This window comes from Streptomyces coffeae, from assembly GCF_016741875.1.
Taxonomy (GTDB): domain Bacteria; phylum Actinomycetota; class Actinomycetes; order Streptomycetales; family Streptomycetaceae; genus Streptomyces; species Streptomyces coffeae.
This window is the reverse complement of sequence record NZ_JAERRF010000006.1, coordinates 235,419-260,220: the sequence shown is the minus strand read 5'-3', so window position 1 is coordinate 260,220 and position 24,802 is coordinate 235,419. Positions and strand designations below refer to the sequence as shown.

Sequence of the window (24,802 nt, the reverse complement as noted above, 5' to 3'; positions counted from 1 at the left end):
TGACCGTCATGGGGAACGGGGAGGGGCTCACCGCCGGGCCGGAACAACACGGCGGTCATGGGGCGACGGCGGCATGGCAGGCGCCCAGCCGTGTCGAGCGGGAGCTGTACGAGGCGAAGAACCGCGGTGACTGGCCGGCGTACTTCGATGTGCTGGCGCGTACGGATCTGTTCGTGGCCGACTCGTACACCCGGCTCCAGGCGCATCCGAGGACGGTGCGGTTCACTCCGTACTTCTATCCGCAGGTCGGGGCGGAGTGCCTGCCGGTGCTCACCGAGGGCATGCTCCCCGCTCCCCATCCGGAGACGGTCTTCCTCTCGCAGTCCCTGGGCTGGTTCGCCGACGAGTGGCGGCACGACGATCCGCAGTGGATCGTGATCAACCCCGGCACCCCGTGTGAGACGTTCTTCCCCGCGGGACCCGCGCAGCGGGCCCTGTGGAAGCAGCATGCCCAGAACACCACCGGCTGCGGCCACTCCCATCTCGAACTGCGCGGACTGGACTCCGGCGGGGCCACGGAGGGGCCGGTGGCCCACGGACTGGCCTGCGCGGCGCTGCTGTTCGTGAAGAACGGTGAGCTGTGGAACGCCATGGCCTACCACGGCGGTGGCTACACCAGCGAGCGCAACCGGCTCAAGGAGTGGTGGGGGGTCACCAGCCGCGAGGAGTGGCAGCGCACCCAGGAGGCGTTGCTCGCCGCCGAGATGATCAGCGGCGTCTGGGAGTTCGCGCTCGGTGTCCGCCGCTCACTGGCCCTGGACTTCGCCGGGCCGGTCGGGGTGGACCACTGGCGGGCGGTGGCCGAGCGGGTGCTGCGCCGCAACGCGGCCGAGGCCGAGTTCCGGATCACTCCCGACGGGGTCACCAAGACCGAGCCCCGGGAGAACGCGGAGCTGGAGGCGCAGGTCGCGGGCATCCAGCGGCTCATCGGGCGGATCGCCCGGTACGAGGCCCGGTTCCGCGCGGACGGGCTGCTGACCGAGGGGAAGTTCATCCGCACCGTGGAGGCCTGGGACTACGGCCGGGCCTCGGGGATGGCCCGCTGGGGGATGGCCGCCCGGTTCTGCACCCTGCCCGAGGCCGAGCACGCGGTGCTGCGGGCGAGCCGCGCGGCCCAGGCCAACTACCGCTCCTGGGAGGAGTTCTCCGCCGCGTACATCCTCGGGCGCTGTCTCCACTTCGACGAGGAGGAGTTCGGCAGCTGGTACGAGGACATGCTCACGGCGCATCGCATCCTGACCACCGACCCGGCCAGCCCCTGGCTCACCCTCCCCTTCAGCTAGGCCGTCGCGGGCCCGAGGTGATCCACACGACACGGCCTGAGAGCGCCACGCGGGGCGGTCGGCGGTGTCAGCGCCGCCGCTGCCCCGCGAGGAACACGCTCCCCCCGGTGAGCGCGAACAGCCCGGCGGATATCCCCAGTCCGGTGAGGTCGGGGGCGCGGTTGCCGGGAGTGTCGGCGAACGGCTCGAGCAACCCCGCCGGGTCCTTGTACAGGATCACCTGCTGACCGGTCCTGAACTGGCCGAAGCAGTTCTGCCGCTGGGAGATGTGGTGGATGCCGCCCGTGGTGTCGACCACGGTGCAGCTCTCCAGCGGCTTTCCCTTGAGGGACTTGCGGTGCCCGGTCTTGGTCACCACGGCGTCGACCGGGTCACCCGCCTTCTTCGCGTAGAGCTCGTAGAGCGCGGGCCCGGCGAAGAACGCGAGCACGAGCGCCGCGATGCCCGCCATAGCGGCCGCGCCCCCACGGTGCCACAGGCCACCCACGACGACCGCGGCGGCACCGGCGGCGAAGAACACCAGCGGGATGCCGAGCCACATGCCGTACGGGTACTGGGAGAAGCAGCCAGCCAAAGTGCTCAACACCGGTATGAGCAAAGCCCACTTGAGCGAGGAGGGCCAGGTACGGTCGGGGCCGGACACCACCGGTGTGGGTGGGTCCCCGGTGCCCCCGGGGTTCCGCGCGGCCGCCACCGTACCCATCATTCCTCCGACGCCCCTGGCACCTGATCGTGTTCCGACAACATACCTGTCGGCCAGGGGTGTCCGGACGGTGGCTACCCCACGTCGTCCTCGGCCAGCACCCGGGCCATGGTGCGCTCGGCCAGGGCCGTGATGGTGACGAAGGGATTGACTCCGATGGAGCCCGGGATGAGCGAACCATCCGTGATGTACAGCCGCTCGTACCCGGCCGCGCGGCCGTAGGTGTCGGTGGCCCGGCCCAGTACACAGCCGCCCAGCGGGTGGTAGCAGAAGTCGTCCGCGAAGGCCCGGGTGTCGCCGAAGAGGTCGTGCCGGTAGATCGTGGCATTGGCCCAGTTCATCCGGTCGAAGAGGGCCTTGGCGGCGGCCACGGAGGGGGCGCTCTGGCCGGAGCTCCAGTTCAGCACGGCGGTGTCCTGCGCCGCGTCGTAGGTGAAGGTGCCGCGTTCGGGGTTCTTGGTGATGGCGAGGTAGAGGCTGACCCAGGTCTCGATACCGGCCGGCAGCGGCGCGATCTCGGCGAACACCGGATTCTTGCTGTCGGACCAGGCGTCGATCGCCATCACCGGGATGGTGGACTGATGCGACCCGGTGGGGTTCCAGACGTGGTTGGCGCGGCCGAGCATCACATTGCCGTTGCCGCCCCAGCCCCGGCCCACCTCCCCGCTCAGCCGGGGCAGCGCGCCGGTCTCGCGGGCGCGCAGCAGCAGTTCGGTGGTGCCGAGGCTGCCCGCGCCGAGGAAGAGCGAACGGCAGGCGATCTCGTCGGTGGCGGTGACGGCGCCGGTGTCGTCGATGCGGTCGACGGTCAGGACGTAGGAGCCGTCGGTGTCCTGCGTCACGGCCCTGACGTGGCTGAGGGTGTGGAGGGTGACGTTTCCGGTGCCGAGCGCCGCCGCGAGATAGGTCTTGTCGAGGCTGCGTTTGCCGAAGTTGTTGCCGTAGATGACCTCCTGGCCCAGGGCGGACTTGGTGGCGGTCCCGGCGGCCTCCCGCTGCATGTAGTCGAAGTCGTACACATTGGGCACGAACACGGTCTTCAGCCCCGCGCGCTGCGCCTGGGAGCGCGCGACCCGGGCGTAGGCGTACCACTCGGTGGACTCGAACCAGGCGGACGGCACGGTGGCCGTGCCGAGCATCCGGTTGGCCAGCGGGAAGTAGCTGCCGTACATCGTGTCGGCGTCGACGCCCGGCAGCACCTCCTCGAAGTACGCGCGCGGCGGGGTCACGGCGATACCGCCGTTGACCAGCGATCCTCCACCGACGCCACGGCCGACGTAGACGGACATCCCGGGGTAGCGGACCCGGTCCAGCACACCGGGGTAGGGGCTGATGTCCCGGTTGATGACATCCAGCCACAGGAAGGTGGACAGGGGCGCCTCGGTGCGGTGTTTGAACCACATGGAGCGCCGGTCGGGGGAGGTCATCGAGCAGTACACCCGGCCGTCGCCGGCGGGGGCGTCCCACAGCCGCCCCATCTCGACGACCAGGGTGCGGATGCCCGCCTCGCCGAGCCGCAGCGCGGCGACCGCGGCCCCGTAGCCGGAACCGACCACAACGGCGGGGACCTGGTCGGCGCTCGTGGTGGCTGCCGCCGGGGTGAGGCCGATACGGGTGAGCCCGAGGGCGGCGGCGCTCTGTAGCGCGGCCAGCCCAAGAATGTGACGACGCGTCAGATTCGCTGCCATAGCGGCATGATGCGCGGCGAACCCCCAAATGGCCATGACCGGGCGCATGGTCGTTTCCGCAGTCCACCGCGACAGCCATCCCGATGCGGACGGTGCGTTCGCCGAGTGGTGAGGTCCGGCCGGACCGGGCTCAGTCCTCGGCCCGCTGGGTGACGGGTGCCCCGGTGCGGTCGCCCAGGAACTCGTACCACCGGCGCTGGAGGCAGCCGTAGCGGGTGTCCGCCTCGACCAGGCTGAGGAAGCCCCGGACGGTATCGGTGAGCCGCTTTTGCAGTCCGGGGTCGGCGAGGTCCCCGCTCTCGGTGAACCCCTCGTGCGCCTTGGCGAGGCTGAACATGTCCGGGTAGACACGGGTGCCCAGGTGTTCCAGCGGCACCCGCAGCACCCACAGCCCGCGGTTGCCGCCCGCCATCGACGGGGAGGCGGACACCAGCAGCGCGTGCTTGGTCTTGAACGGCTGTGGCCGGATCCGGGAGACCCAGTCGATGGCGTTCTTCAGCACCCCGGGCACCGACGCGTTGTACTCGGGGGACGCGATCACGAAGGCGTCGCTCGACCTCAGCCGCTCGCACAGGGCCAGCGCGCCGGGCGGCAGTCCGTGGGCCTCCTCCACATCGCCGTTGTACAGCGGCATGTCGAAGTCGTACAGCGGGGCGAGGTCGGCGGTGGCGCCGGTGTCGTTGATCAGGCGGGCCACCAGAGAGGCGAGCCGGATATTGGTCGACCCCTTGCGCAGCGCGGCACCGATGACGAGGACACGCAACGGGTGGGGTTCCGTGGTCATGACGGTGTCCTTCCGGCGTCCGGACCTTCCCGTGCGGCGCCCCGCCGGAGCCGGGCACCCCTGCGAACCAGTGTGCTGCGCGTCCGGCCGCCCCGCCATCGGGATCCGAACGCGGGCCGCCCGGGGCGCTGGGCGGTCCGGGCACATCGCCGTCACCGATGAGCACCGGATGACCACGGACGGTCAGCGTGCCCACCAGGTGGTACACAGTGGACAGAACGGGCGGCGGCATACCACCGTATATGCGCCGGGGAGCGTGACGGTCGCCACCCAGGCGTCTCACATAGTGGCGAGATGTTTCCGGGCGGCTGGGTAGGAGCACGGCATACATTCACGAGAAGTGGATCACACGCGGGCGGCCTGTGCGCAACTCGGCGCTAGTGTCGCCCGCGAGCTCACGCCCGTACCGGGCAGGCTTGTGGTCGTACGGGCAGGTAGAAAGGGATCGGGCATGTTCCGCAAGGTGCTGGTCGCCAACCGTGGAGAAATCGCCATTCGCGCTTTCCGCGCCGGCTATGAGCTGGGGGCGAGGACGGTTGCGGTCTTCCCCCACGAGGATCGCAATTCGCTGCACCGGCTGAAGGCGGACGAGGCCTACGAGATCGGTGAGCCCGGGCATCCGGTCCGCGCCTATCTGTCGGTGGAGGAGATCGTCTCCGCCGCCCGCAAGGCCGGGGCGGACGCGGTCTACCCGGGGTACGGCTTCCTGTCCGAGAACCCCGATCTCGCGCGCGCGTGCGAGGAGGCGGGGATCACCTTCGTCGGCCCCAGCGCGGAGATCCTCGAGCTGACCGGGAACAAGGCGCGCGCGGTGGCGGCGGCACGCGCGGCCGGGGTCCCGGTGCTCGGTTCGTCCGAGCCCTCCACCGATATCGACGAGCTGGTGCGGGCCGCGGAGGAGCTCGGCTTCCCGGTGTTCGTCAAGGCGGTGGCCGGTGGCGGCGGGCGCGGTATGCGCAGGGTCGAGGACGCCTCGACGCTGCGTGAGTCCATCGAGGCGGCGTCCCGCGAGGCCGATGCCGCCTTCGGCGATGCCACGGTGTTCCTGGAGAAGGCCGTGGTCGAGCCGCGCCATATCGAGGTGCAGATCCTCGCCGACGGCGAGGGCAATGTCATCCACCTCTTCGAGCGCGACTGTTCGGTGCAGCGCCGCCATCAGAAGGTGATCGAGCTCGCGCCCGCGCCCAACCTCGACCCCGAGCTGCGCGAGCGGATCTGTGCCGACGCGGTGAAGTTCGCCCGTCAGATCGGCTACCGCAACGCGGGCACCGTGGAGTTCCTGCTCGACCGCGACGGCCGGCATGTGTTCATCGAGATGAACCCGCGCATCCAGGTCGAGCACACGGTGACCGAGGAGATCACCGATGTCGATCTGGTGCAGTCGCAGCTGCGGATCGCGTCCGGGCAGACCCTGGCCGACCTCGGGCTGGCCCAGGAGTCGGTGTACGCCCGCGGGGCCGCGCTCCAGTGCCGGATCACCACCGAGGACCCGGCCAACGGCTTCCGCCCGGACACCGGCATGATCAGCGCCTACCGTTCGCCGGGCGGTTCGGGCATCCGTCTGGACGGCGGCACCGCCCACGCCGGTACCGAGATCAGCGCCCACTTCGACTCGATGCTGGTCAAGCTGTCCTGCCGGGGCCGGGATCTCACCACCGCGATCGGCCGCGCCCGGCGTGCCGTGGCCGAGTTCCGGATCCGCGGTGTGTCCACCAACATCCCGTTCCTCCAGGCGGTGTTGGAGGACCCGGACTTCCAGGCCGGGCGGGTGACCACCTCGTTCATCGAGCAGCGGCCGCATCTGCTGACCGCGCGCCACTCCGCCGACCGCGGCACCAAGCTGCTCACCTACCTCGCCGATGTCACGGTGAACAAGCCGCACGGCGAGCGGCCCCATCTCATCGACGCCGCCGCCAAGCTGCCGCGGGTGCCCGCGGCCCAGCCGCCCGCCGGTTCCAAGCAGCGCCTCACCGAGCTGGGGCCGGACGGCTTCGCGCGGTGGCTGCGCGAGTCGCCCACGATCGGGGTCACCGACACCACCTTCCGCGACGCCCACCAGTCCCTGCTGGCCACCCGGGTGCGCACCAAGGACCTGCTGGCCGTGGCCCCGGTGGTGGCGCACACCGCGCCCGAGCTGCTCTCCCTGGAGTGCTGGGGCGGCGCCACCTACGACGTGGCGCTGCGCTTCCTCGCCGAGGACCCGTGGGAGCGGCTGGCCGCGCTGCGCGAGGCGGTGCCCAACATCTGTCTCCAGATGCTGCTGCGCGGCCGGAACACCGTGGGCTACACGCCGTACCCCACCGAGGTGACCAACGCCTTCGTCCAGGAGGCCACGGCCACCGGTATCGACATCTTCCGCATCTTCGACGCGCTCAACGACGTCGGGCAGATGCGGCCCGCCATCGAGGCCGTACGGGAGACGGGCAGCGCGGTGGCCGAGGTGGCCCTCTGCTACACCTCGGACCTGTCCGACCCCTCGGAGCAGCTGTACACGCTGGACTACTACCTCCGGCTGGCCGAGCAGATCGTGGACGCGGGCGCCCATGTGCTGGCCATCAAGGACATGGCGGGACTGCTGCGCGCCCCGGCCGCGGTGAAGCTGGTGTCCGCGCTGCGCCGGGAGTTCGACCTGCCGGTGCACATCCACACCCATGACACCGCGGGCGGCCAGCTGGCCACGTACCTGGCGGCGATCCAGGCCGGTGCGGACGCGGTGGACGGTGCGGTGGCGTCGATGGCGGGCACCACCTCGCAGCCGTCGCTGTCGGCGATCGTGGCCGCCACCGACCACTCCGAGCGGCCCACCGGGCTCAGCCTGGAGGCGGTCGGCGCGCTGGAGCCGTACTGGGAGGCCGTACGCAAGGTCTACGCACCCTTCGAGGCGGGGCTCGCCTCGCCGACCGGGCGGGTGTACCACCACGAGATCCCCGGCGGGCAGCTGTCCAATCTGCGCACCCAGGCCATCGCGCTCGGCCTCGGGGACCGCTTCGAGGAGATCGAGGCGATGTACAGCGCCGCGGACCGGATCCTCGGCCATCTGGTGAAGGTCACCCCGTCCTCGAAGGTGGTCGGCGATCTGGCGCTGCACCTGGTGGGAGCCGGGGTGTCGCCGGAGGACTTCGAGGCCGAGCCGAACCGCTTCGACATCCCGGACTCGGTCATCGGATTCCTCCGCGGTGAGCTGGGCAATCCGCCCGGCGGCTGGCCGGAGCCGTTCCGCACCCGGGCGCTGGAGGGCCGGGGCGCGTCGAAGCCGACGGACGGCGAGCTGTCGGCGGAGGACCGGGAGCGGCTGGAGAAGGAGCCGCGCGCCACGCTCAACCGGCTGCTGTTCCCCGGGCCGACCAAGGAGTTCGAGGCACACCGCGAGGCGTACGGCGACACCAGCGTGCTGGACAGCAAGGACTTCTTCTACGGGCTGCGCCCGCGGCAGGAGTACACGGTCGACCTCGACCCCGGGGTCCGGCTGCTGATCGAGCTGGAGGCGGTGGGCGACGCCGACGAGCGCGGCATGCGCACCGTGATGTCCACGCTCAACGGCCAGCTGCGGCCGATCCAGGTGCGGGACACCTCGGCGGCCACCGATGTGCCGGTCACCGAGAAGGCCGACCGGTCCAACCCCGGCCATGTCGCGGCGCCGTTCGCGGGTGTGGTGACCCTGACGGTGTCCGAGGGCGACGTGGTGGAGGCCGGTGCCACAGTGGCGACGATCGAGGCGATGAAGATGGAGGCCACCATCGCCGCCCCGAAGGGCGGAACGGTGTCACGGATCGCCATCAACGCGATCCAGCAGGTGGAGGGCGGCGATCTGCTGGTCGCCCTCGACTGAGACACTTCGTCCGACGGACAGCCGGACGGAAGGAAGCGGCATCACATGGGGGCACGGAGCAGGCTGCGCGGAATCGGTGACGCGGTGACATCCGCCGCGGGCACGGTGACGTCGGCCGCGGGCACGGTGACATCCGCCGCGGCCGGGGTGGGCAGAAATGTGCTGAACCGTGGTACGGCCGCGGGCCGTTCAGGGATGGCGGCATCCGGCGACTGGGTGGTCGGTGTGCTCGGCGCGCTGCCCGCCCCGGCCGCTCCGGCCACCGAGGAGTGGGAGTTCTCCCTGGGGGCGCTGGTCTGCCGCCATCCGCGGGTGCCCGCGATCACCGCGCGGGCCCTGCGGCCCCTCGACTCGATCGGCGCGCTGCGCTTCGGTCCGGAGTCGGTGGGCTTCGACGGGGAGGACATCCCGTGGAAGCAGGTGGTGCGGCTGCAACTGCACGACGCCTTCAGCGCGATGACCACGGACGGGTTCGACGCCGAGATCGACCGCGTCCGTGATCTGCTGCCTCCGCTCCCCGGCCGTAAATGGGCGGTGACCAAGGTGGTCGAGGGTCTGGGCGCGGTGGCCCTCGCCGCCCTGGAGCAGTCCGGCGAACAGCGGCTGGACACCCGGGAGGTGGCCTGCGAGATCGTCTACGGGGGGCTGCTGGGCCGGGAGAAATCGCTGCGGGCCCATCTGTTCACCACCGCGCTGCTGGCCCAGCAGCCCGAGGTGGCGCACAGTCTGGTCGTCACGGCCGAGTCCATGGGGGTGCCGGTCCTCCCGGCGGAGCCGGGGCGGATGAAGGTCGAGGCGGCCGAGCGGGTCCGCGCCCTGCGACGCCGTACGGACGCGGTGGCGGCCCAGCTGGGGGCGGCCGCGGAGGACGAGGCCGTAGACGGTGCCGGGTCCGATGACACGACCGGCACGGTCGATACGCCCGCCCAGCCGGAGACGCCCCCGCAGCTGAACGCCGGGGCGTAAGCAGCCCGTCGGGTGCGGGGGCGCCACGGCCGGGCGCCCCCGTGCCGTCCGTGGGATCAGACGCGTGACGCCGGATCCGGGGCGGGCGCAGCCTGTTCCGGTGGTTCCGGGGACCGCCGTGTGAGCGCGGTACGGCCGGGCAGTCGGGCGGCCAGGACCACGCCGACGGCGGCCACCGCCGCGAGGACGGCGAACGTCGGCCGCATGGCGGTGAGGAAGGCGTCAGCCGCCAGTCGTGGCCCCTCCCCCGCGCCCCCGCCACCGGTGGTGTTGTCCGGCGCGGCGAGCGCCATGAGCGTGGTCGCGGCGGCGACACCCAGCGCCGGGCCGATGTTCATCGCGGTCTGCTGGAGTCCACCGGCCACCCCGGCGGTGTCCACCGACGCCTGATGCACGATCACATGGGTCGCGGTGACCATCACCGTGCCGAACCCGGCCCCCAGCAGCAGAAAGCAGCCGCCCGTGGCCACGGCGGACGAGGACCGGTCGAGGCCGGACATCAGCAGGACACCCAGCACGACAAGCACCATCCCCGCCACCACCGTTCGACGCGCTCCCTGCCGCCGCAGCAGAACGGCCGAGGCGGGCGCGCTCGCCACCATCATCACGGCCAGTGGCAGCGACCTCAGGGCGCTGTGGAGGGGGTCGAGGCCGAGGACATCCTGGAGGTAGTACGTCGCGACGAACAGGGCTCCGAACAGCGCGGCCGACGCGGTCACCAGGACACCGAGGGCCGAGCTGACGGCGGTCGAGCGCAGCACACCGGCCGGTATCAGCGGGTCCGCCGTACGCCGCTCACGCCGGACGAAGGCTCCGCCGACCACCAGCACGGCGGCGAGTCCCAGCCAGGTGGCGGCCGTCCAGCCGCCCTCCGGCAGCGCGACGAGCGTGTGCACCAGCGACATCAGGGCCACCGCGAGAAGGCAGGCGCCGGGCAGATCGAGCCCCCGGACACCGTCCGGGTTCCGTTTCGGCTCCGGTGTCCGGTCGGTGAGGGCCAGGACGCCCACGGCGACCGCGGGGACAACATTGAGGAAGAACACCGCCCGCCAGCCCAGATGGGCGACGAGCGCGCCCCCGACGACCGGCCCGGCCGCGGCCGCCACCCCGATGGCGCTGGTGCGCAGCGCGATGGGCATACCGAGTCGGTCGGGCGGATAGGCGGCGCGCAGCATGCCGAGGGTGGCGGGCTGCAAGAGCGCGCCGCACACTCCTTGGGCGACGCGCAGCGCGATGACCCAGCCGATTCCGTGTGCCAGTCCGATCCCGGCCGAGGTGGCGGCGAAGCCCAGCACTCCGACCGCGAAGATCCGGCGGTGGCCGTACCGGTCGCCGAGGCGGCCCGCGAACACCAACAGGCCGGCCACGGCGATGAGATATCCGGTGCTGGTCCACTGGACCTGGGCGTAGGTGGCGTCGAGTTCCCGGCCCAGGGTGGGCTGGGCAACCGTCAGCACAGTGCCGTCCAAGGCGACGATGACCGCCCCGGTGATACTGCTGACGAGGGTGAGACGCGTCCGGCGCGCGGTGCTCATCGGGCCTCCGGTCCGAGGTGGGCGTCCACCGTGGCGCGCAGCAGCGGTTCGATGTCCTCGGTTCCGTTGGCGAGCTGGAGGCTGCCCCATCCCCACAGCTGGGCGATGCCGTGCAGATTCGCCCACAACGCCCCGGCCACGAGCGCCGGTTGAGCCCCGGAGGACGGCTGGGCGCGGGCCACGAGGTCCACGAGCACCCCGAACAGCGGCAGGCTGGTGTCCCGCAGCCGGAGCCGGCCGCTCTCCAGCAGATCGTGGCGGAACATCAGCTCGAACATGCCGCGCTCGGTGCGCGCGAAGTCGAGGTAGACGCGGCCGAGCGCCATGATCTGGGCGCGTGGCGCGACTTCGGTGTCCGCGATCGCCGTGGCGGTGCGGTCGGCCAGATCGGCGAAGCCCTGGCGCGCGATGGCGGACAGCAGATCCAGATGGGTCGGGAAGTAGCGGCGCGGCGCACCGTGCGAGACCCCGGCCCGGCGCGCGATCTCGCGCAGGGACAGGGCCTGCACCCCCTCTCTTGTCACCAAGTCGATGCCCACGTCCACCAACCGGGCCTGAAGCCCCATGTCCTCACTCATAGACACTGTCTACCAGGGCTGAGTAGACAGTGTCTACTCAGCTGGTGAAACCGGAGTGGGCCGATGGCCGATAGAGGACATGTTCTGGCCTATATGGCCTCTACCGTTCTGCACATCGCACGACGAACGCCCAGGAACTCCCAGCAGAGGACGCCGAGATGAGCGCCGAGATCCGCCCCTTCCGCATCGACATCCCCCAGGCCGACCTGGACGATCTCAACGACCGCCTGGCCCGTGCCCGCCGGCCCCGGCAGCTGCCCGGTGAGGGCTGGAGCCGGGGCGTTCCCCCGGCGTATCTCAAGAACCTGGCCGACTACTGGCGCACCGGCTTCGACTGGCGCCGTGCCGAGGCGCGGATGAATGAGTTCCCGCAGTTCTTGACCGAGATCGACGGTCTGGATATCCACTTCCTGCATGTCCGCTCCCCCGAGCCGGACGCCCTGCCGCTCATCCTGACGCACGGCTGGCCCAACTCCTTCGTGGAGTTCCTCGATCTCATCGGCCATCTCACCGACCCGCGCGCCCACGGCGGCGACCCCGCCCAGGCGTTCCATGTGGTGGTCCCGTCGGTGCCCGGCTTCGGCTTCTCCGCCCCGCCGCCCACCACCGGCTGGAATGTCGCCCGGGTGGGGGGCCTGTGGGCCGATCTGATGCGCCGCCTCGGCTACGAGCGCTACGGCGTCCAGGGCGGTGACCTCGGGGCGTATGTCGCTCCCGAGGTGGCCAAGGCCGCCCCGGACCAGGTGGTCGGTGTGTATGTGATCAGCGGTCTCGGCTTTCCCACCGAGGCCGATATCCCGGACATGAACGAGGACGAGCGAGCCGCCTTCGCCTTCATGCAGAACCAGGACTGGATGTCCGGGGTGGACCACCACGCCCTGCTGCGCGCCGCACCGCAGACCTTCGCCTACGCCTGGCACGACTCCCCGGTCGGAGCGCTGGCCTGGATGGCGCAGAAGTTCAACGAATTCAGCATGGCGGACAAGCTGCCGGAGGAGATCCTCGACCGCGATCTGCTGCTGACCAATCTCACCCTCTACTGGCTCACCGACACCTTCGGCTCCTCCTCGTGGCCCATGTACGAGTCCACCGAGTTCGCCTGGCCGGAGGGCCAGAAGGCCGTCCCGACCGGTGTCTACAACGGCCCGCCCGGAATCCGCCGGCTCGCCGAGCGCCACAACACCATCGCCCACTGGCCGGAGGGCAACCCGGGCAGCCACCACTTCGTGGCCATGGAGCTGCCCGGCAGTGTCGCCGCGGACCTGCGGGTCTTCTTCGGTCCGCTCCGCGGCTGACGCCGGTCGGGACAGCGTGGGCGCAGGTCATCCGGCCCGCGCCCCCGCAGCCGTGGACCAACACCGGTGTCCTGGCGTCCGTGTCCCCGACCCCGTGTCCCCGACCCACCGGGAATGAGGTGATCCTTTCCGGGAACCCGGTCCGTCATGGAGACGCTGAGCCGATGGGAACGAGCGATAGAACGCTGGCAAGAAGGACTGCTCACCAGGATGTTCCGGAGCGAGCCCGTGGAACTCGTCGAAGCGCTGCGACGGGAGTGCGACGACCACGCCGTGGTCTGCGGACCGGAGCGGGTGGTGGTCCCCAACGCCTATGACGTCGAACTGGCGGAGCGTGTGTACGGGGAGCTGACCCGGCGCGGCTGCACGGTGGGACAGGTGCTCACCGACAGCCTGCTGCGCCACGCGGAGAAGAACCGCTACGAATGGGCGGGCCCGCTGACCGTCCATGTCACCTGGTCCCGCGAGGTGCCGAACGGACGGTACCGGGTGGCTGGAAACCCCATGGCCCACATCCGCGCGGACGGGTTCACCGCTCCGGTGGCCGCTCCGGTGCCCGAGTAGCCTCCCGCCGTCCGGGACGGGTCCCCGGGGCCCGGTCCTACGGTGACCGCCATGCGGATCACATGGAAACTGGTCATCGGCTTCCTCGCCGTCTCGCTCCTCGCGCTGCTGGCCGTGCTGGCCGGGCACTGGAGGTCGAGCGGGGCGGACGCCGGGCGGCCTCCCGCCACGACGACGCCTCCAGCAGCGAGGCTGTGAACGGGTGGCGCGGCGCGCTCAGGATCCGTTCGGCCGGGCCCCGTTCCACGATCTCACCGTCGTCCAGCACGGCGATCCGGGCCGCCAGGGCCGCGGTGTCCAGATCGTGGGTGACCAGGACCAGGGCCAGATCGCCGCGGTCGCGCAGCAGACCGGTGAGGAGATCGAGGATGCCCCGGCGGGTCAGTGCGTCGAGACCGGAGGTGATCTCGTCGCACACCAGCACCCGGGGGTGGGCGAGAAGGGCCCGGGCGAGTGCGGCACGCTGGAGTTCACCGCCGGAGAGCCGGGCCGGGCGCCGGCGCACCGTCTCGGCTCCGAGTCCGAGTCGGTTCAGCGTGGTCTCGGCCTCGGTACGCGCCGCCGCCGGGTCCGCCCCTCGCAGCCGTACGGCGGTGCGCGCCACCTGGTCCAGCACCGGCCGGTGTTCGTCGAAGGCGGCCCGTGCGTCCTGGAAGACATATTGCACGGCGGCGGTCTGCTCCCGGCTGCGCGAGCGCAGCCCGCGCGGCAGGGGCGTGCCGTCGAGCAGCACCTCGCCGTCGTGGTCGCGGTGGAGTCCGGCCAGACAGCGCGCGAGGGTGGTCTTGCCGCTGCCCGAGCGGCCGACCACGGCCAGACCCGTGCCGGGCCGGACGGCGAGGGCGTCCGCGCGGAGCACGGGGACCCGGCCGTAGCGGGCGGTCAGCCCGCGCACTTCGAGAACGGGGGCGGGCTCATCGGACGCTGCCTCATCGGGGGCGGGCTCATCGGGGGCGGGCCGCGCGGGAGTGGCCGCTTCGGGAGCGGGCCGTATGGAGAACGCGCGGTGCGCCGCCAGGAGTTGCCGGGTCCAGGTGTGCTCCGGATCGCGCCAGACCCGTCCGGCCGGGCCCGACTCCACCACCCGCCCGTCCCGCATCACCACCACCTCGTCCGCGAGCGCCCGCACGACGTCCAGGTCATGGCTGAGCAGCACCACGGCGATACCCTGCGCCGCGACGGCGGTCAGCCGCTCCACGATCCGGCGTTTGGTGAGCGCGTCCTGTCCGGTGGTGGGCTCGTCCGCCACCACCACCCGGGCGCCGAGCAGCAGAGCCTGGGCCAGTACCACCCGCTGCTGCTGACCGCCCGACAGCTGATGCGGATACCGGCGCAACACCTCCTGCCCACAGGGAAGTTGGGCCTGGGCGAGAGCGGCGAGGACCCGCCGTCGCGCCTCCGTACGCCGCTCGGCGCGCGGCAGTGCACGCACCTGGCGCCGCGCGATGTCGTGCAGCAGGGCGCCGACCCGCCGAGTGGGGTTGAGTACCGCGGCCGGGTGCTGGGGCACATAGCCGACCGGGCCATCGGCCACTGTGACATGGCCGGTGACACGGGCCCCTTCCGGATACTCGCCCAGCAGCACCAGACCGGTCGTGGTCTTACCGCTGCCGGACGGCCCCACCAGCGCGGTCACCTTCCCGGGCAGCGCCCGCAGTCCGACCCCGTCCACCAGGACACGGCCGTCGACCTCGACCCGCAGATCCCTGATCTCGGCCACGGCCGCGACCGCGTTCATATCCGCTTCCTCCTCGGTGTGTTCTGTTTCCGCAAGCCGGCGTCGACCAGCAGATTTCCGCCCATGGTGAGGGCCACGATCAGCAGCGCGGGCACCACGACGGCCCATGGCTGCACCCACAGACCGGTGCGGTTGCGGTCCACCATCACGGCCCAGTCGGCGGCGTCCGGCGTCACACCGATGCCCAGGAAGGCGGCGGTGGACACGAGATAGAGCACTCCGGTGAGCCGGACACCGGCGTCGGCGGCGAGGGTACGCAGCATCGAACGGCCGACATAGCCCACCCCGATCCGCCACCAGCTTTCGCCCTGCATCCGTAGCGCCTCCACGGCCGGGCGCGCGGCGGCCTCGGCCGCGGCGGCGCGGACGATCCGGGCCGCGTCCGGGACGTTGACGAGCGCGACCAGCAACGCCAGGCCGAGCACACCCGGTTCGAGGACGGTGGCCACCAGCAGGATCAGCAGCAGCGACGGCACGGCGAGCAGTACGTCCAACGGGCGCATCAGCGTCTCCTCCAGCCACCGCCGGTGGGTGAGGGCGGCGGTGAGCCCGACCGGCAGCGCCACCAGATACGCGAGGGCGGTGGCGGCGAGCGCGCTGATCACCACCGACCGCCCGCCGAGCAGGGTCTGCCGCCAGACGTCCCGGCCGACGAAGTCGGTGCCGAGCCAGTGGCCGTCGCCGAACGTGAACGAGGTGGCCCGGGGGCCGGGTTCCCCGGCGAACAGCGGTCCCAGCAGCGCCAAGGCCAGCGGCACCGCCACGATCAGGAGGGCGAGAGCCACCCGCCCCCGGCGCGGATGGAGATATGCGCTCACGCCGCCACCTCCGCCCGGGGCGCCAGCCGGTGGGCGACCAGATCGGCACCGAGGTTGAGGACGACGGTGAGCAGTCCGAAGACCACGGCGAGTCCTTGCACCACGGGCACATCACGTTCGGCGACCGCGTTCATCAGCACCGTGCCGAGTCCGGGAATCACAAAAAGGGCCTCCACGACGATCACACCGCACAGCAGCCAGTCGACCGTGCGGGCGAGTTGCTGGGCGGCCGGAGCCACCGCATTGGGGAGGGCGTGGGCGTAGACGACCCGGACACCGGAGACACCGTAGCGGCGGGCCTGGGCGGTGTACGGCGAGGCCAGCGCGTCGATCATGCCCGCGCGCACCAGCCGGGACAGCGAACACACCGGCCGGGACAGCAGGACGAGGACGGGCAGCACCAGCGCGGCGGGGTGGCCGAGCAGATCGGTGCCGTAGCCGACGGCGGTGGGCGGAAACCATTCCAGCCGCAGCGCGAATACCGTCACCAGCAAGGTGCCCAGGGCGAATTCGGGCACCGCGTACACACCGAGCGTCACGGAGCTGATGACCCGGTCGGGCCACCGCCCCTCATAGCTGGCGGCGAGCACACCGAGCCCGACCCCGGCCGGGACCAGGAGGAGCAGGGTGAGCGCGGCGAGCAGCAGGGTGGGCTCGAAGCCGTCGGCCACATAGGTGCTGACGGGGCGTCCGGAGACCAGCGAGGTGCCGAGGTCACCGTGGAGCAGTCCGGTGGCCCAGTCCAGCAGTCGCGCACCGGCGGGCCGGTCCAGCTCCATGGCTTCGCGGATGGCGGCGATCCGCGCCGGATCCGGCTGGTCACCGGCGAGGGCCACGGCGGCGTCGCCCGGCAGCGCCTCGGTGAGCGCGAACACCAGCAGCACCACGGCCACCGTCTGTGCCACGCCGACCAGCAGCCGCCGGGCGAGCCAGGAACGCAGTCCGCTCACGCCAGCCAGACCTTGTCGAAGCGGGCCCAGTCGAGGGTGTTGGCCGGGGCGGTGCTCTCGACCCCCCGAACGGTGCGGGCGGTGCCGATGATCCAGTCGGCGAACCCCCAGACCAGGAAGCCCCCTTCGGCGTAGAGGCGGCGCTGCATCCGCGCGTACACCCCGGCGCGGTCCTTGGCGTCCCGCGTGGACTGCGCCTGCCGGTACAGGGCGTCGAAGTCCTTGTGCCGCCAGGCGGTGGCATTGGTGGTGGAGTCGGTGAGCAGCCGCTGGGAGATATGGGATTCGATGGGCATGGCGCCGGAGCGGTAGCAACACAGCGTTCCGGAGTCGAGGATGTCGTTCCAGTAGGAGTCCTTGCTGCCCGTCCGGACCTTGACGGTCACCCCGGCCTTGGCGGCCTGGTCGCGGAAGATCCCGGCGGCCTCGGTGAATCCGGCGGCGACGGTGGAGGTGTCGAGGGTGACCTTCAGCCCGTCGGCACCCGCCCGCCGCAGCAGGGAGCGCGCCCGGTCCAGGTCCTGTTCGCGCTGCGGCAGACCGGTGGCGTAGTAGGCGTACCCCTTGCCGAACAGATCGTTGCCGACATCGCCCGCGCCGGACAGGGCTCCGTTGATCAGCTCCTTGCGGTCGGCGATGAGGAAGAACGCCTCACGGATCCGCTTGTCGTCGAACGGCGGCCGGTCCGTCTTCATGGCGAACGCCTGCATGGCGCTGTTGCGCAGCCGGACGATCTCGATCTGGCCCTTGCCCTCGTGGGCGCGGGCGGTGGTCGGATTGAGCTCATGGGCGTACTCGACCTGGCCGCCGATCAGGGCGTTGACCCGTGCCGCCTCCTCGTTGGCGACCGTGAACTCCAGCTCGTCGAGGTAGGGGGCGCCGTCCCAGTAGTCCTCGTAACGCCGCAGTACGGTGGAGCGGCCGGGGGCGAAGGAGACGAGCCGGAAGGGCCCGCTGCCCACCGGCTTGCGGTCGAACTCCTCGGCGCCGTCGGGGACGATGTACGCGCCGAACGCGGCCAGCACATGGGGGAATTCGGCGGTGGGGCGCTTGAGTACGAACTCGACAGTGCGCTTGCCCACGGCGCGGCTGGCCTTGAGGTCGATGGGTTCGAGGGACGCCTTGGCGCGGAACGCCCGCTCGGGGTCGGCGATACGGCGGTAGCTGTAGAGGACGTCATCGGCGGTCACCGGCTTTCCGTTGTGGAAGGTGGCCTCTCTGAGGGTGACCTTCCAGCGGTCGAGGCTCGCGTTGGACTCCCATGCCGAGGCCAGCCGTGGCCGGGCGGTCAGATCGGCGCCGTAGTCGGCCAGCTTGTCGAAGAGCGCCTTGGCGCGAGCGGCATCGGCGAACAGATTGCCCAGGTGTGGATCGAGAGTTTCACCGGCGCCGCCACCGGCGAACGCGGCGCGCAGCCGTCCGCCGCGCCGCGGGGGGCCATCGCCCTTCGCACCGCCCGGGCCGGAGGAGCAGCCGGTGAGGGCGAGGGCGCCGAGTCCGGCCGCCAGTCCGGTGGCCGCGGTGAGCACACCGCGGCGGTGGAGGTGGTGCGGAGCGGGGTCATGGGGCATGACGGAAGTCCTTTGCGGTGGGAGCGGAGTGGTGGCGAGGAGGGTGGGGAGCCGTCAGGGGTCGAGCCGGGCGATGAGATGCAGCCGGTCGCCGTCGGCCGTGGTGGCGACGGTGTCGCCCGCCCGCCACCGCGGTTCGGTGCGCGGTCCGGGAAGGTCGTACAGGGCGAGAACGGTGAAGCCGTGCGCCGCCAGGAAGTGGCGCAGTTCCTGCGGGAACAGCAGCCGCCAGGCGGAGCGCTGCTCGACCGGCGCGGCCCCGTCGTCGGTGGTCCACACCCGGGTACGGCGGAGCAGTTGCGCGGCCCGGTCGATCCGGAGGGTGGTGGTGGAGCGATGGCTGGTGCCACGCCATAGGAAGGCGGCATGGGCCGGGGTGTCCAGCAGATCGGTACGGCCCAGGAAGTAGGCGCCATTGCGCATCTCGGCCACCAGGAGCCCGCCGGGGGTCAGTGCGCTGCGGCAGGAAGCGAGGAAACCGTCGAGGTCGTCGTTGGTGTGGCAGTACAGCAGGGAGCTGTCCAGACACACGACGGCGTCGAAGTCACCGAGCTCGAAGGAGCGCAGATCGGCGTGGCGGTAGACGGGTCCGGGGTGGTGCCGTCGGGCGTGGTCGAGCATCGCGGCGGACCGGTCGGCCCCGGTGACCTCACGTCCGGCGGTGTGCAGATACGCGGCGTCGCGCCCGGTGCCGCAGCCGATGTCCAGGACCCGCGGCCCCGCGCCGTACCGGCGCAGACAGTCCTCGGCCCAGCGTCCGGCGATCCGTTCAGGGTCGGGGAACCGGGCCTCGTAGAGCTCGGGGCTGTCGGTGAGCAGATTGCGATCGTGGGTGGCGCTCATACGGCCACCGCCGGTGCGGGCTCGGGCTCGGAGCGGGCCGGGAGCGCACGGGTGCGGTGCAGCCAGCCGACACCGGCGGCGGAGAGGAGGCCGAACACCACACAGCACACCCACGGCAGCCAGGCGTGGCCTTCCTGGTCCCCCGTGTCCATGGCCCAGCCGACGACGGTGTTGCCGACGGCCGCGGCCACTCCGGAGACCATGTAGAAGAGCCCGAAGTACGTACCGGTCAGCTCCGGCCGTCCGAAGCGGGGAATCAGCTCCATCACGAACGGCTGCGCCACCATGACCCCGAGGTACAGCAGCAGCGCCCCGGCCAGCACGGGCAGCGCGTACAACACCGCGTCCCCCGGTCCGTCCGGGGTGGCCCCGGCAACCGCCATGGGTGGCAGGAAGGCGAGGGCCATGAGGGCGAGGCCGGTGCCGATCCACCGCCCGCGGCTGCCGCGTTCCTTGAGCGCCCGGGTGATGCGCAGTTGCAGGGCGAGGTTGGTGAGGGTGCCGACGAGGAACACCAGTCCGGCCGCTCCGTCCCAGCCGGTGGCCTCGCGCGCCCCGGCGGGCAGCAGCAGGTACAGCTGGTTCTCGAGGGTGAACATACCGACCATGGCGAGGGAGAACGCCACGAAGGCGCGGTTGCCGAGCACATCCCGCCAGTCGGCGAGGACACCGCCGGTCGCGGGCGCCACCTCGCGGTCGGGCAGCACCAGCGCCTGGGCGACGGTGAGGACCGCGAAGAGCGCGGCGGCGGTGAGCGCGGAGGCCCGGAAGTCCACCAGCAGCAGGGCGCTGCCCAGCAGCGGGCCGATCAGGGCGCCGGTGGTGGCGAACACATTGAACAGGGCGAACGCCTCGGGTTTGCGCTCCCCCGCCTCCTGGGCGAGATAGGCCCGTACAGCCGGGTTGAACAGTGCCCCGGCCAGACCGCTGAGCACGGACGCGGCCAGCAGCACGGGCAGTCCGTCGCCGAGCGAGAACAGCGCGAAGCCCACGGTGCGCAGAGCGCATCCGGCGATGATGACCCGGCGGGCGCCCAGCCGGTCGGCAGCGGATCCGCCGATGATGAACAGGCCCTGCTGGCTGAGGTTGCGGACGCCCAGGACGATGCCGACGACGGCGGCGGACATGCCCAGGTCCTCGCCCAGATGGGTGGCGAGATAGGGAATCAGCAGATAGAAGCCGGTGTTCACACCGAGCTGATTGATCAGCAGGAGGCGGATGGCGAGCGGAAAACCACGGAGCTCACGCCAGGTTGTCATGGTGTTCCCTCCCCTCCGGCGATCCCCTCCGGGGTGACGGTGTCCCGTGCCGGGGCGCTTCGTAGGCGGACGCCGAGCCCGGGGCGGCCGCCGGCACGGACCACCCCGTCGGTGCCGCCGATACCGGTCCACGGGTCGTGGGCGAGCAGCAGATGTCCGTCGAGGTCGGTCCAGCGGGCCCGGTCGGCGAGATGGACGGCGGGGGCGATACCGAGAGTGCTGGCGGTCAGACAGCCCAGCATCAGCGCGGTGCCGCTGCCGTCGAGCAGCGCGGCGATCCGCAGGGCGGCGTGGACACCGCCGCATTTGGCCAGCTTGACGTTGACACCGTGCACCCGCCCCGCGAGCCGGCGGACGTCCTCGAGTCCCACCGCGTCCTCGTCGGCGATGACGGGGAGGGGCGAACGCTCGGCGAGGCGGGCCAGTGCCTCGGGGTCACCCGGCGCGAGGGGCTGTTCCACCGCTTCCACGCCCAACTCGGCATAGCGCGACAGGAGTTCGCGGGCCTGTGCCGGTGTCCAGGCCCCGTTGGGGTCGAGCAGCAGCCGGGCGTGCGGGGCGGCGGCGCGCACCGCCCGTATCCGCGCGAGGTCGTCCTCGGGGTCGGGGGCACCCGCCTTGAGCTTGATGACGGAGAAGCCGTTCCGGGTCAGACACCGGGCCCGTGCCACGGCGCGTTCGGTGGAAACGATGCCGAGGGTGCGTGCGGTGGGGGCGAAGGGCGCCGCGGTGGCGCCGAGGAGCCGGTGGACGGGCAGCCCGGCGCGTATGCCGCACAGATCGAGCAGCGCGGATTCCACGGCGGCGGTGACGGCGGCGGGCCACTGGCCCATGGCGCCCTCGCGCAGGGCTTCCAGGGCGGTTTCGGGGTTGGCGAACCGGGTCAGCTGATCGGACGCCCCGGACAGCAGCCGTTCGAGGGTGGTCGTGTTCAGGCCGTAGTAGGCGCTGGTGACGGCCTCGCCGTGGCCGTGCTGTCCGTCGTGTTCGACGGTCAGCCAGACGGCCTCGCGGGAGGCCATGGTGGAACGGGAGATGCGCAGCGGCTCGGCGAGTTCGAGCCGTACGGTGCGCTGGGCGGTTTTCACGGGGTGTCTTCCGGGGTCGGGGTTCCGCGGGTGAGCGGATCGGTGACGGTGGTGCAGCGGGTCCAGCCGGTGGCGACGGCGGCGCCCGGATGCGGGATCTGCACGGGCCGGGTGGCGGCGGTGTCCGGGGCGAGGCCGTGGGCGGCGGCGAAGTCGTCGTCGTAGACGGTGTCGAGGTAGCGGTGCGGGCCGTCGGGGAAGACGGTGGCCACGACGGCGCCGGGCTGGACCCGGGCAGCCCAGGCGGCGACGAGCGCGACCGCGCCGGTGCTCCAGCCGCCGCTGACGAAGGCGCCCCTGGCCAGCCTGCGGCAGCTGTCCGCCGCTTCGGCCGGGCCCACCCAGTGAACCTCGTCGAAGGCGTCGTAGGCGACGTTGCGAGGGTGGATGCTGCTGCCCAGACCGCGCATCAGCCGGGGCCGAGCGGGCTGTCCGAAGATGGTGGAGCCGGTGGCGTCGACACCGATGAGCCGCAGCGCGGGCCAGTGCGCACGCAGCGGTCCGACGATGCCCGCGCTGTGGCCTCCGGTGCCGACGCTGCACACCAGAACGTCGAGATGGTCGAGCTGAACGGCCAGCTCGGCGGCGAGCGAGGCGTAACCGGCGGTGTTGTCGGGGTTGTTGTACTGGTCGGGCCAGTACGCGTCCGGCAGCAGCGCCAGCATCTCGCGCAGCCGGGCCAGCCGGGCGGCCTGCCAGCCGCCCTCGGCCGCCGGCCGGTCGACAAGCTCCAGATGGACCCCGTGGGTGCGCAGCAGCCGTCGCATCGAGGGCTCCAGCTCGGTGTCGCCGACCAGGATCACGGGGTGGCCGAGCGCCTGGCCCGCGAAGGCGAGCCCGATACCGAGGGTGCCGGAGGTGGATTCCACCACGGGGGCGCCGGGCCGCAGCTCCCCGCGCTCATGTGCGCCGAGCAGCATGGACACCGCGGCGCGGGCCTTCATCCCGCCGGCGCCGAGCCCTTCGAGCTTGGCCCAGAAGCCGGGGTGGGCGCAGGGCAGGGGGGTGGTGACCCGGGCGAGCGGGGTGCGGCCGAGCAGGGAGAGCAGTTCGTGGTTGGCGGTGGGGTGGTGGACGGCGGTGGTGGTGGTCATGAGGAGCCCCCGTGGCGGTGGTTGAGCCCGGGGCCGCCGTAGCGGTGGATCAGCCCGGGGCCGCCGTCGAGCCAGAAGAAGGGATAGGGTTCGGCGCACACCGCGGTGACTCCGGCGCCGAGCAGCCGCGGCAGGATCGCACTCCCGGTCTGGGCGAACATCACCAGTGGTTTGGCGTGGCGCAGGGCGTGTTCCCGCAGCGGTTCGAAACTGCCGTTGCCGAGGGTCATCCCGGAGGCGAGCACCGCGTCACAGTGGTCCAGATGGGCATGGGCGTCGGTGGCCACGGGTTCGCCCCATTCCGTGGTGCCGCCCTTGAGGTCGCAGGGCACATACCGCAGTCCGCGTGAACGCAGCGCCTCCAGCAGGGAGTTGACAACGCCGATCACGAGGACGGTCCGGCCCGGCGCGAGGTCGAGGAGTTCGACGACGGCCTCGGCGCGGGCGCGGGACTTCTCCAGGGAGGTTCCGGCCGCCAGGGTCAGCGGACGGGCGCCGTGCGCGGCGGTGTGCTCCATCGTGTGCAGCAGATACGCGTCGAGTGCGGCCACGCGCACAGCGGTCAGCTCGTGGTGGAGCAGCTGTGCCACATCGGCGCCGACACATGCGTCGATGGCGCTGTCGGGCAGCGCTCCGGGCTCGACCGCACAGGAGCCGACGGCCGCGCCCAGCCGCAGGCTGAACACCTCGTTGCGGTAGCCGCCGGTGCGGCCGGAGTGGCGAACGGCCTGGCGGGTGGTGAAGGCGAGGGCGATGTGCTGGGTACGCGGATCGGGCCCGAAGGCACCGTCCAGGACCTGGCCGACCAGTTCACCGTAGGAGGAACACGAGGGCGGAGCGGAGCGGGTGGGCAGACCGGTCGGCATCAGTGGCTCACCACCCGCGGGCGCAGCCCGGACAGCAGCTCCGCCACCCGGTCGCGGGCGCCGGGGCCGGTGGTGTCGGCCGCCATGATGTGTCCGAGGTAGGTGTTGTTGCTTCCGTCGGCCCGGACGGCGCGACCGGGCTCGGCGAGCTGCACCTCGAGCACGTCCGGCGCGCCCCGTACCGCGTCGCCGCCGCCGATCGAGGCGAGTGTGCCGTTGGTCCCGGGCACCAGGAAGCCGATGGCGGCGCTGCGCAGCCCGGTGTCCCATCCGCGCAGATCGGGCCGGTGGCCGAGGGCGAGGTCCACACCGGCAGCGGCGAGGTCGATCCCGGTGACGTGGCGGACGAGTTCGGTGATGCGGTTGCCCGCGGGGCGGGGGTTGACCTCCACCACCCGGGGGCCGTCGGCGGTCAGCTTGATCTCGGTGTGGGCCACCACACCGTCGAGGGCGAGGGCCTTCAGTGCGAGCAGGGCGGTCTGCCCGGCGGCCTCGGTGTCGGCGGGGGTGAGCGCGGCGGGGAACATATGGCCGGTCTCGATGAAGGCGGGTGCCCCGCCGACGCTCTTGTCGGTCACCCCGATCACCTCGGTCACACCGTCGTACGACACGGTCTCGACGCTGACCTCCGGGCCGTGGAGCAACTCCTCGAGCAGGACGACGGGATCGCGGCGCTGTCCACGGGCGTTGACCGGGAACTCGGCGAGCGCCCGGCAGGCGTCCTTCAGCTCACGCTCGTCGTCGACACGCCGGACGAACATTCCGGCGCACAGGTCCACGGGCTTGACCACCAGCGGATAGCCGATCTCCCGAGCCGCCTCGGCGGCCCGGACCCCGTCGGCGCAGACCGCGAAGCGGGGGCCGGGCAGTCCCGCGGCGCTCAGCAACCGCCGGGTGGCGTCCTTGCGGCAGGCGTTCTCCACCGCGTCGGGGGCGGGTCCGGGGAGTCCGAGACGGGCGGCGATCCGTGCGGCCGTCGGCAGGTAGTAGTCGCAGGAGGTGATGACACCGTCGAAGCCGAGAGCGCCATGCAGCCGCTCGACGGCGGGCAGCAGGGTGTCGGTGTCATTGGTGTCGGCGGTCAGCACGTGGCGGGCCGCCAGCAGCGGGTGGGCGGTGCCCTCGGGTGCGGAGCGCAGGTAGTGATGCAGGTCACGGGTGAGGAAGCTGAACTCATGACCGCCTTCGAGGATCGCCCTCGGCAGCAGTCTGCTCATCGAACCGACCCAGCTCTCGACCATCAGCAGATGGGCCACAACTCTCCTTCTTGACGGTGGGGTTGGGAGTTTCAGGGCAGGCCGGGGCCACTGGCGCCGGGGAGCGCCCCGCCTTGACCGACCCATACGCTAT

The 24,802-nt window shown here is 71.7% G+C and carries 20 protein-coding genes; 5 read left to right on the top strand and 15 right to left on the bottom strand.

All coding sequences use genetic code 11. The features are described 5' to 3' along the window. Positions 1 to 8 precede the first annotated feature (8 nt). The gene (locus JK363_RS12410; RefSeq protein WP_201874773.1) at positions 9 to 1,283 is read left to right on the top strand and encodes a DUF1266 domain-containing protein; all 1,275 of its coding nucleotides are present in this window, start codon (positions 9 to 11) and stop codon (positions 1,281 to 1,283) included. Between the two features lie 67 nt (positions 1,284 to 1,350). Here JK363_RS12410 and JK363_RS12405 read toward each other — a convergent pair whose 3' ends face one another. The 3 genes from JK363_RS12405 to JK363_RS12395 form a co-directional block, all read right to left on the bottom strand. Continuing rightward, positions 1,351 to 1,866, bottom strand: a complete 516-nt coding sequence (locus JK363_RS12405) for a hypothetical protein (protein WP_201874771.1) — start codon at positions 1,864 to 1,866, stop codon at positions 1,351 to 1,353. A gap of 194 nt (positions 1,867 to 2,060) precedes the next feature. Continuing rightward, positions 2,061 to 3,674, bottom strand: coding sequence for a GMC oxidoreductase (locus tag JK363_RS12400; RefSeq protein WP_201874769.1), 1,614 nt, complete (start codon positions 3,672 to 3,674; stop codon positions 2,061 to 2,063). A gap of 130 nt (positions 3,675 to 3,804) precedes the next feature. Then, positions 3,805 to 4,458: an NADPH-dependent FMN reductase gene (locus JK363_RS12395; RefSeq protein WP_201874767.1), complete on the bottom strand. Its 654-nt coding sequence runs from the start codon at positions 4,456 to 4,458 to the stop codon at positions 3,805 to 3,807. A gap of 451 nt (positions 4,459 to 4,909) precedes the next feature. Between JK363_RS12395 and JK363_RS12390 the strand changes: the two genes are divergently transcribed. Together JK363_RS12390 and JK363_RS12385 are read left to right on the top strand one after the other, a co-directional pair. Then, entirely contained in the window at positions 4,910 to 8,287 is a 3,378-nt protein-coding gene (locus tag JK363_RS12390; protein ID WP_201874765.1) for a pyruvate carboxylase, read from the top strand. Between the two features lie 45 nt (positions 8,288 to 8,332). Further along, positions 8,333 to 9,253: a hypothetical protein gene (locus JK363_RS12385; RefSeq protein WP_201874763.1), complete on the top strand. Its 921-nt coding sequence runs from the start codon at positions 8,333 to 8,335 to the stop codon at positions 9,251 to 9,253. Between the two features lie 56 nt (positions 9,254 to 9,309). Here the strand turns inward: JK363_RS12385 and JK363_RS12380 are convergent, their stop codons facing one another. After that, positions 9,310 to 10,788, bottom strand: a complete 1,479-nt coding sequence (locus JK363_RS12380; protein ID WP_201874761.1) for an MFS transporter — start codon at positions 10,786 to 10,788, stop codon at positions 9,310 to 9,312. Beyond that, positions 10,785 to 11,366 carry a TetR/AcrR family transcriptional regulator gene (locus JK363_RS12375; protein ID WP_201874759.1) on the bottom strand — a complete coding sequence of 194 codons (582 nt, stop codon included), beginning with the start codon at positions 11,364 to 11,366 and terminating at the stop codon, positions 10,785 to 10,787. Before JK363_RS12375 ends, JK363_RS12380 begins: the two co-directional genes overlap by 4 nt. Positions 11,367 to 11,524: 158 nt before the next feature. Here JK363_RS12375 and JK363_RS12370 point away from each other — a divergent pair, with 158 nt between their 5' ends. Next, a complete protein-coding gene (locus JK363_RS12370; RefSeq protein WP_201874757.1) occupies positions 11,525 to 12,661 on the top strand; it encodes an epoxide hydrolase family protein in 1,137 nt (378 codons plus the stop codon). Between the two features lie 147 nt (positions 12,662 to 12,808). Further along, positions 12,809 to 13,225 carry a DUF3662 domain-containing protein gene (locus JK363_RS12365; RefSeq protein ID WP_201874755.1) on the top strand — a complete coding sequence of 139 codons (417 nt, stop codon included), beginning with the start codon at positions 12,809 to 12,811 and terminating at the stop codon, positions 13,223 to 13,225. Positions 13,226 to 13,298: 73 nt separating this feature from the next. Here JK363_RS12365 and JK363_RS12360 read toward each other — a convergent pair whose 3' ends face one another. From JK363_RS12360 to JK363_RS12315, 10 genes are read right to left on the bottom strand one after another with little or no spacing between them, the layout of a single operon-like run. Next, on the bottom strand, positions 13,299 to 14,963 hold the full coding sequence (locus JK363_RS12360; RefSeq protein ID WP_201874753.1) for an ABC transporter ATP-binding protein: 1,665 nt from the start codon (positions 14,961 to 14,963) through the stop codon (positions 13,299 to 13,301). Further along, positions 14,960 to 15,781: an ABC transporter permease subunit gene (locus tag JK363_RS12355; protein ID WP_201874751.1), complete on the bottom strand. Its 822-nt coding sequence runs from the start codon at positions 15,779 to 15,781 to the stop codon at positions 14,960 to 14,962. The genes JK363_RS12360 and JK363_RS12355 overlap by 4 nt, the downstream gene beginning before the upstream one ends. Continuing rightward, positions 15,778 to 16,731, bottom strand: a complete 954-nt coding sequence (locus JK363_RS12350; RefSeq protein ID WP_201874749.1) for an ABC transporter permease — start codon at positions 16,729 to 16,731, stop codon at positions 15,778 to 15,780. Before JK363_RS12350 ends, JK363_RS12355 begins: the two co-directional genes overlap by 4 nt. Beyond that, positions 16,728 to 18,302, bottom strand: coding sequence for an ABC transporter substrate-binding protein (locus JK363_RS12345; RefSeq protein WP_201874747.1), 1,575 nt, complete (start codon positions 18,300 to 18,302; stop codon positions 16,728 to 16,730). Before JK363_RS12345 ends, JK363_RS12350 begins: the two co-directional genes overlap by 4 nt. 54 nt (positions 18,303 to 18,356) lie before the next feature. Then, entirely contained in the window at positions 18,357 to 19,145 is a 789-nt protein-coding gene (locus JK363_RS12340; protein WP_201874745.1) for a class I SAM-dependent methyltransferase, read from the bottom strand. Beyond that, entirely contained in the window at positions 19,142 to 20,404 is a 1,263-nt protein-coding gene (locus JK363_RS12335; protein WP_201874743.1) for an MFS transporter, read from the bottom strand. The genes JK363_RS12340 and JK363_RS12335 overlap by 4 nt, the downstream gene beginning before the upstream one ends. Then, positions 20,401 to 21,492 carry a mandelate racemase/muconate lactonizing enzyme family protein gene (locus JK363_RS12330; RefSeq protein ID WP_201874741.1) on the bottom strand — a complete coding sequence of 364 codons (1,092 nt, stop codon included), beginning with the start codon at positions 21,490 to 21,492 and terminating at the stop codon, positions 20,401 to 20,403. Before JK363_RS12330 ends, JK363_RS12335 begins: the two co-directional genes overlap by 4 nt. Beyond that, on the bottom strand, positions 21,489 to 22,586 hold the full coding sequence (locus JK363_RS12325; protein ID WP_201874739.1) for a PLP-dependent cysteine synthase family protein: 1,098 nt from the start codon (positions 22,584 to 22,586) through the stop codon (positions 21,489 to 21,491). The genes JK363_RS12330 and JK363_RS12325 overlap by 4 nt, the downstream gene beginning before the upstream one ends. After that, on the bottom strand, positions 22,583 to 23,452 hold the full coding sequence (locus tag JK363_RS12320; RefSeq protein ID WP_201874737.1) for a Rossmann-like domain-containing protein: 870 nt from the start codon (positions 23,450 to 23,452) through the stop codon (positions 22,583 to 22,585). The genes JK363_RS12325 and JK363_RS12320 overlap by 4 nt, the downstream gene beginning before the upstream one ends. Further along, positions 23,452 to 24,708: an ATP-grasp domain-containing protein gene (locus JK363_RS12315; protein ID WP_201874735.1), complete on the bottom strand. Its 1,257-nt coding sequence runs from the start codon at positions 24,706 to 24,708 to the stop codon at positions 23,452 to 23,454. The genes JK363_RS12320 and JK363_RS12315 overlap by 1 nt, the downstream gene beginning before the upstream one ends. Positions 24,709 to 24,802 lie beyond the last annotated feature (94 nt).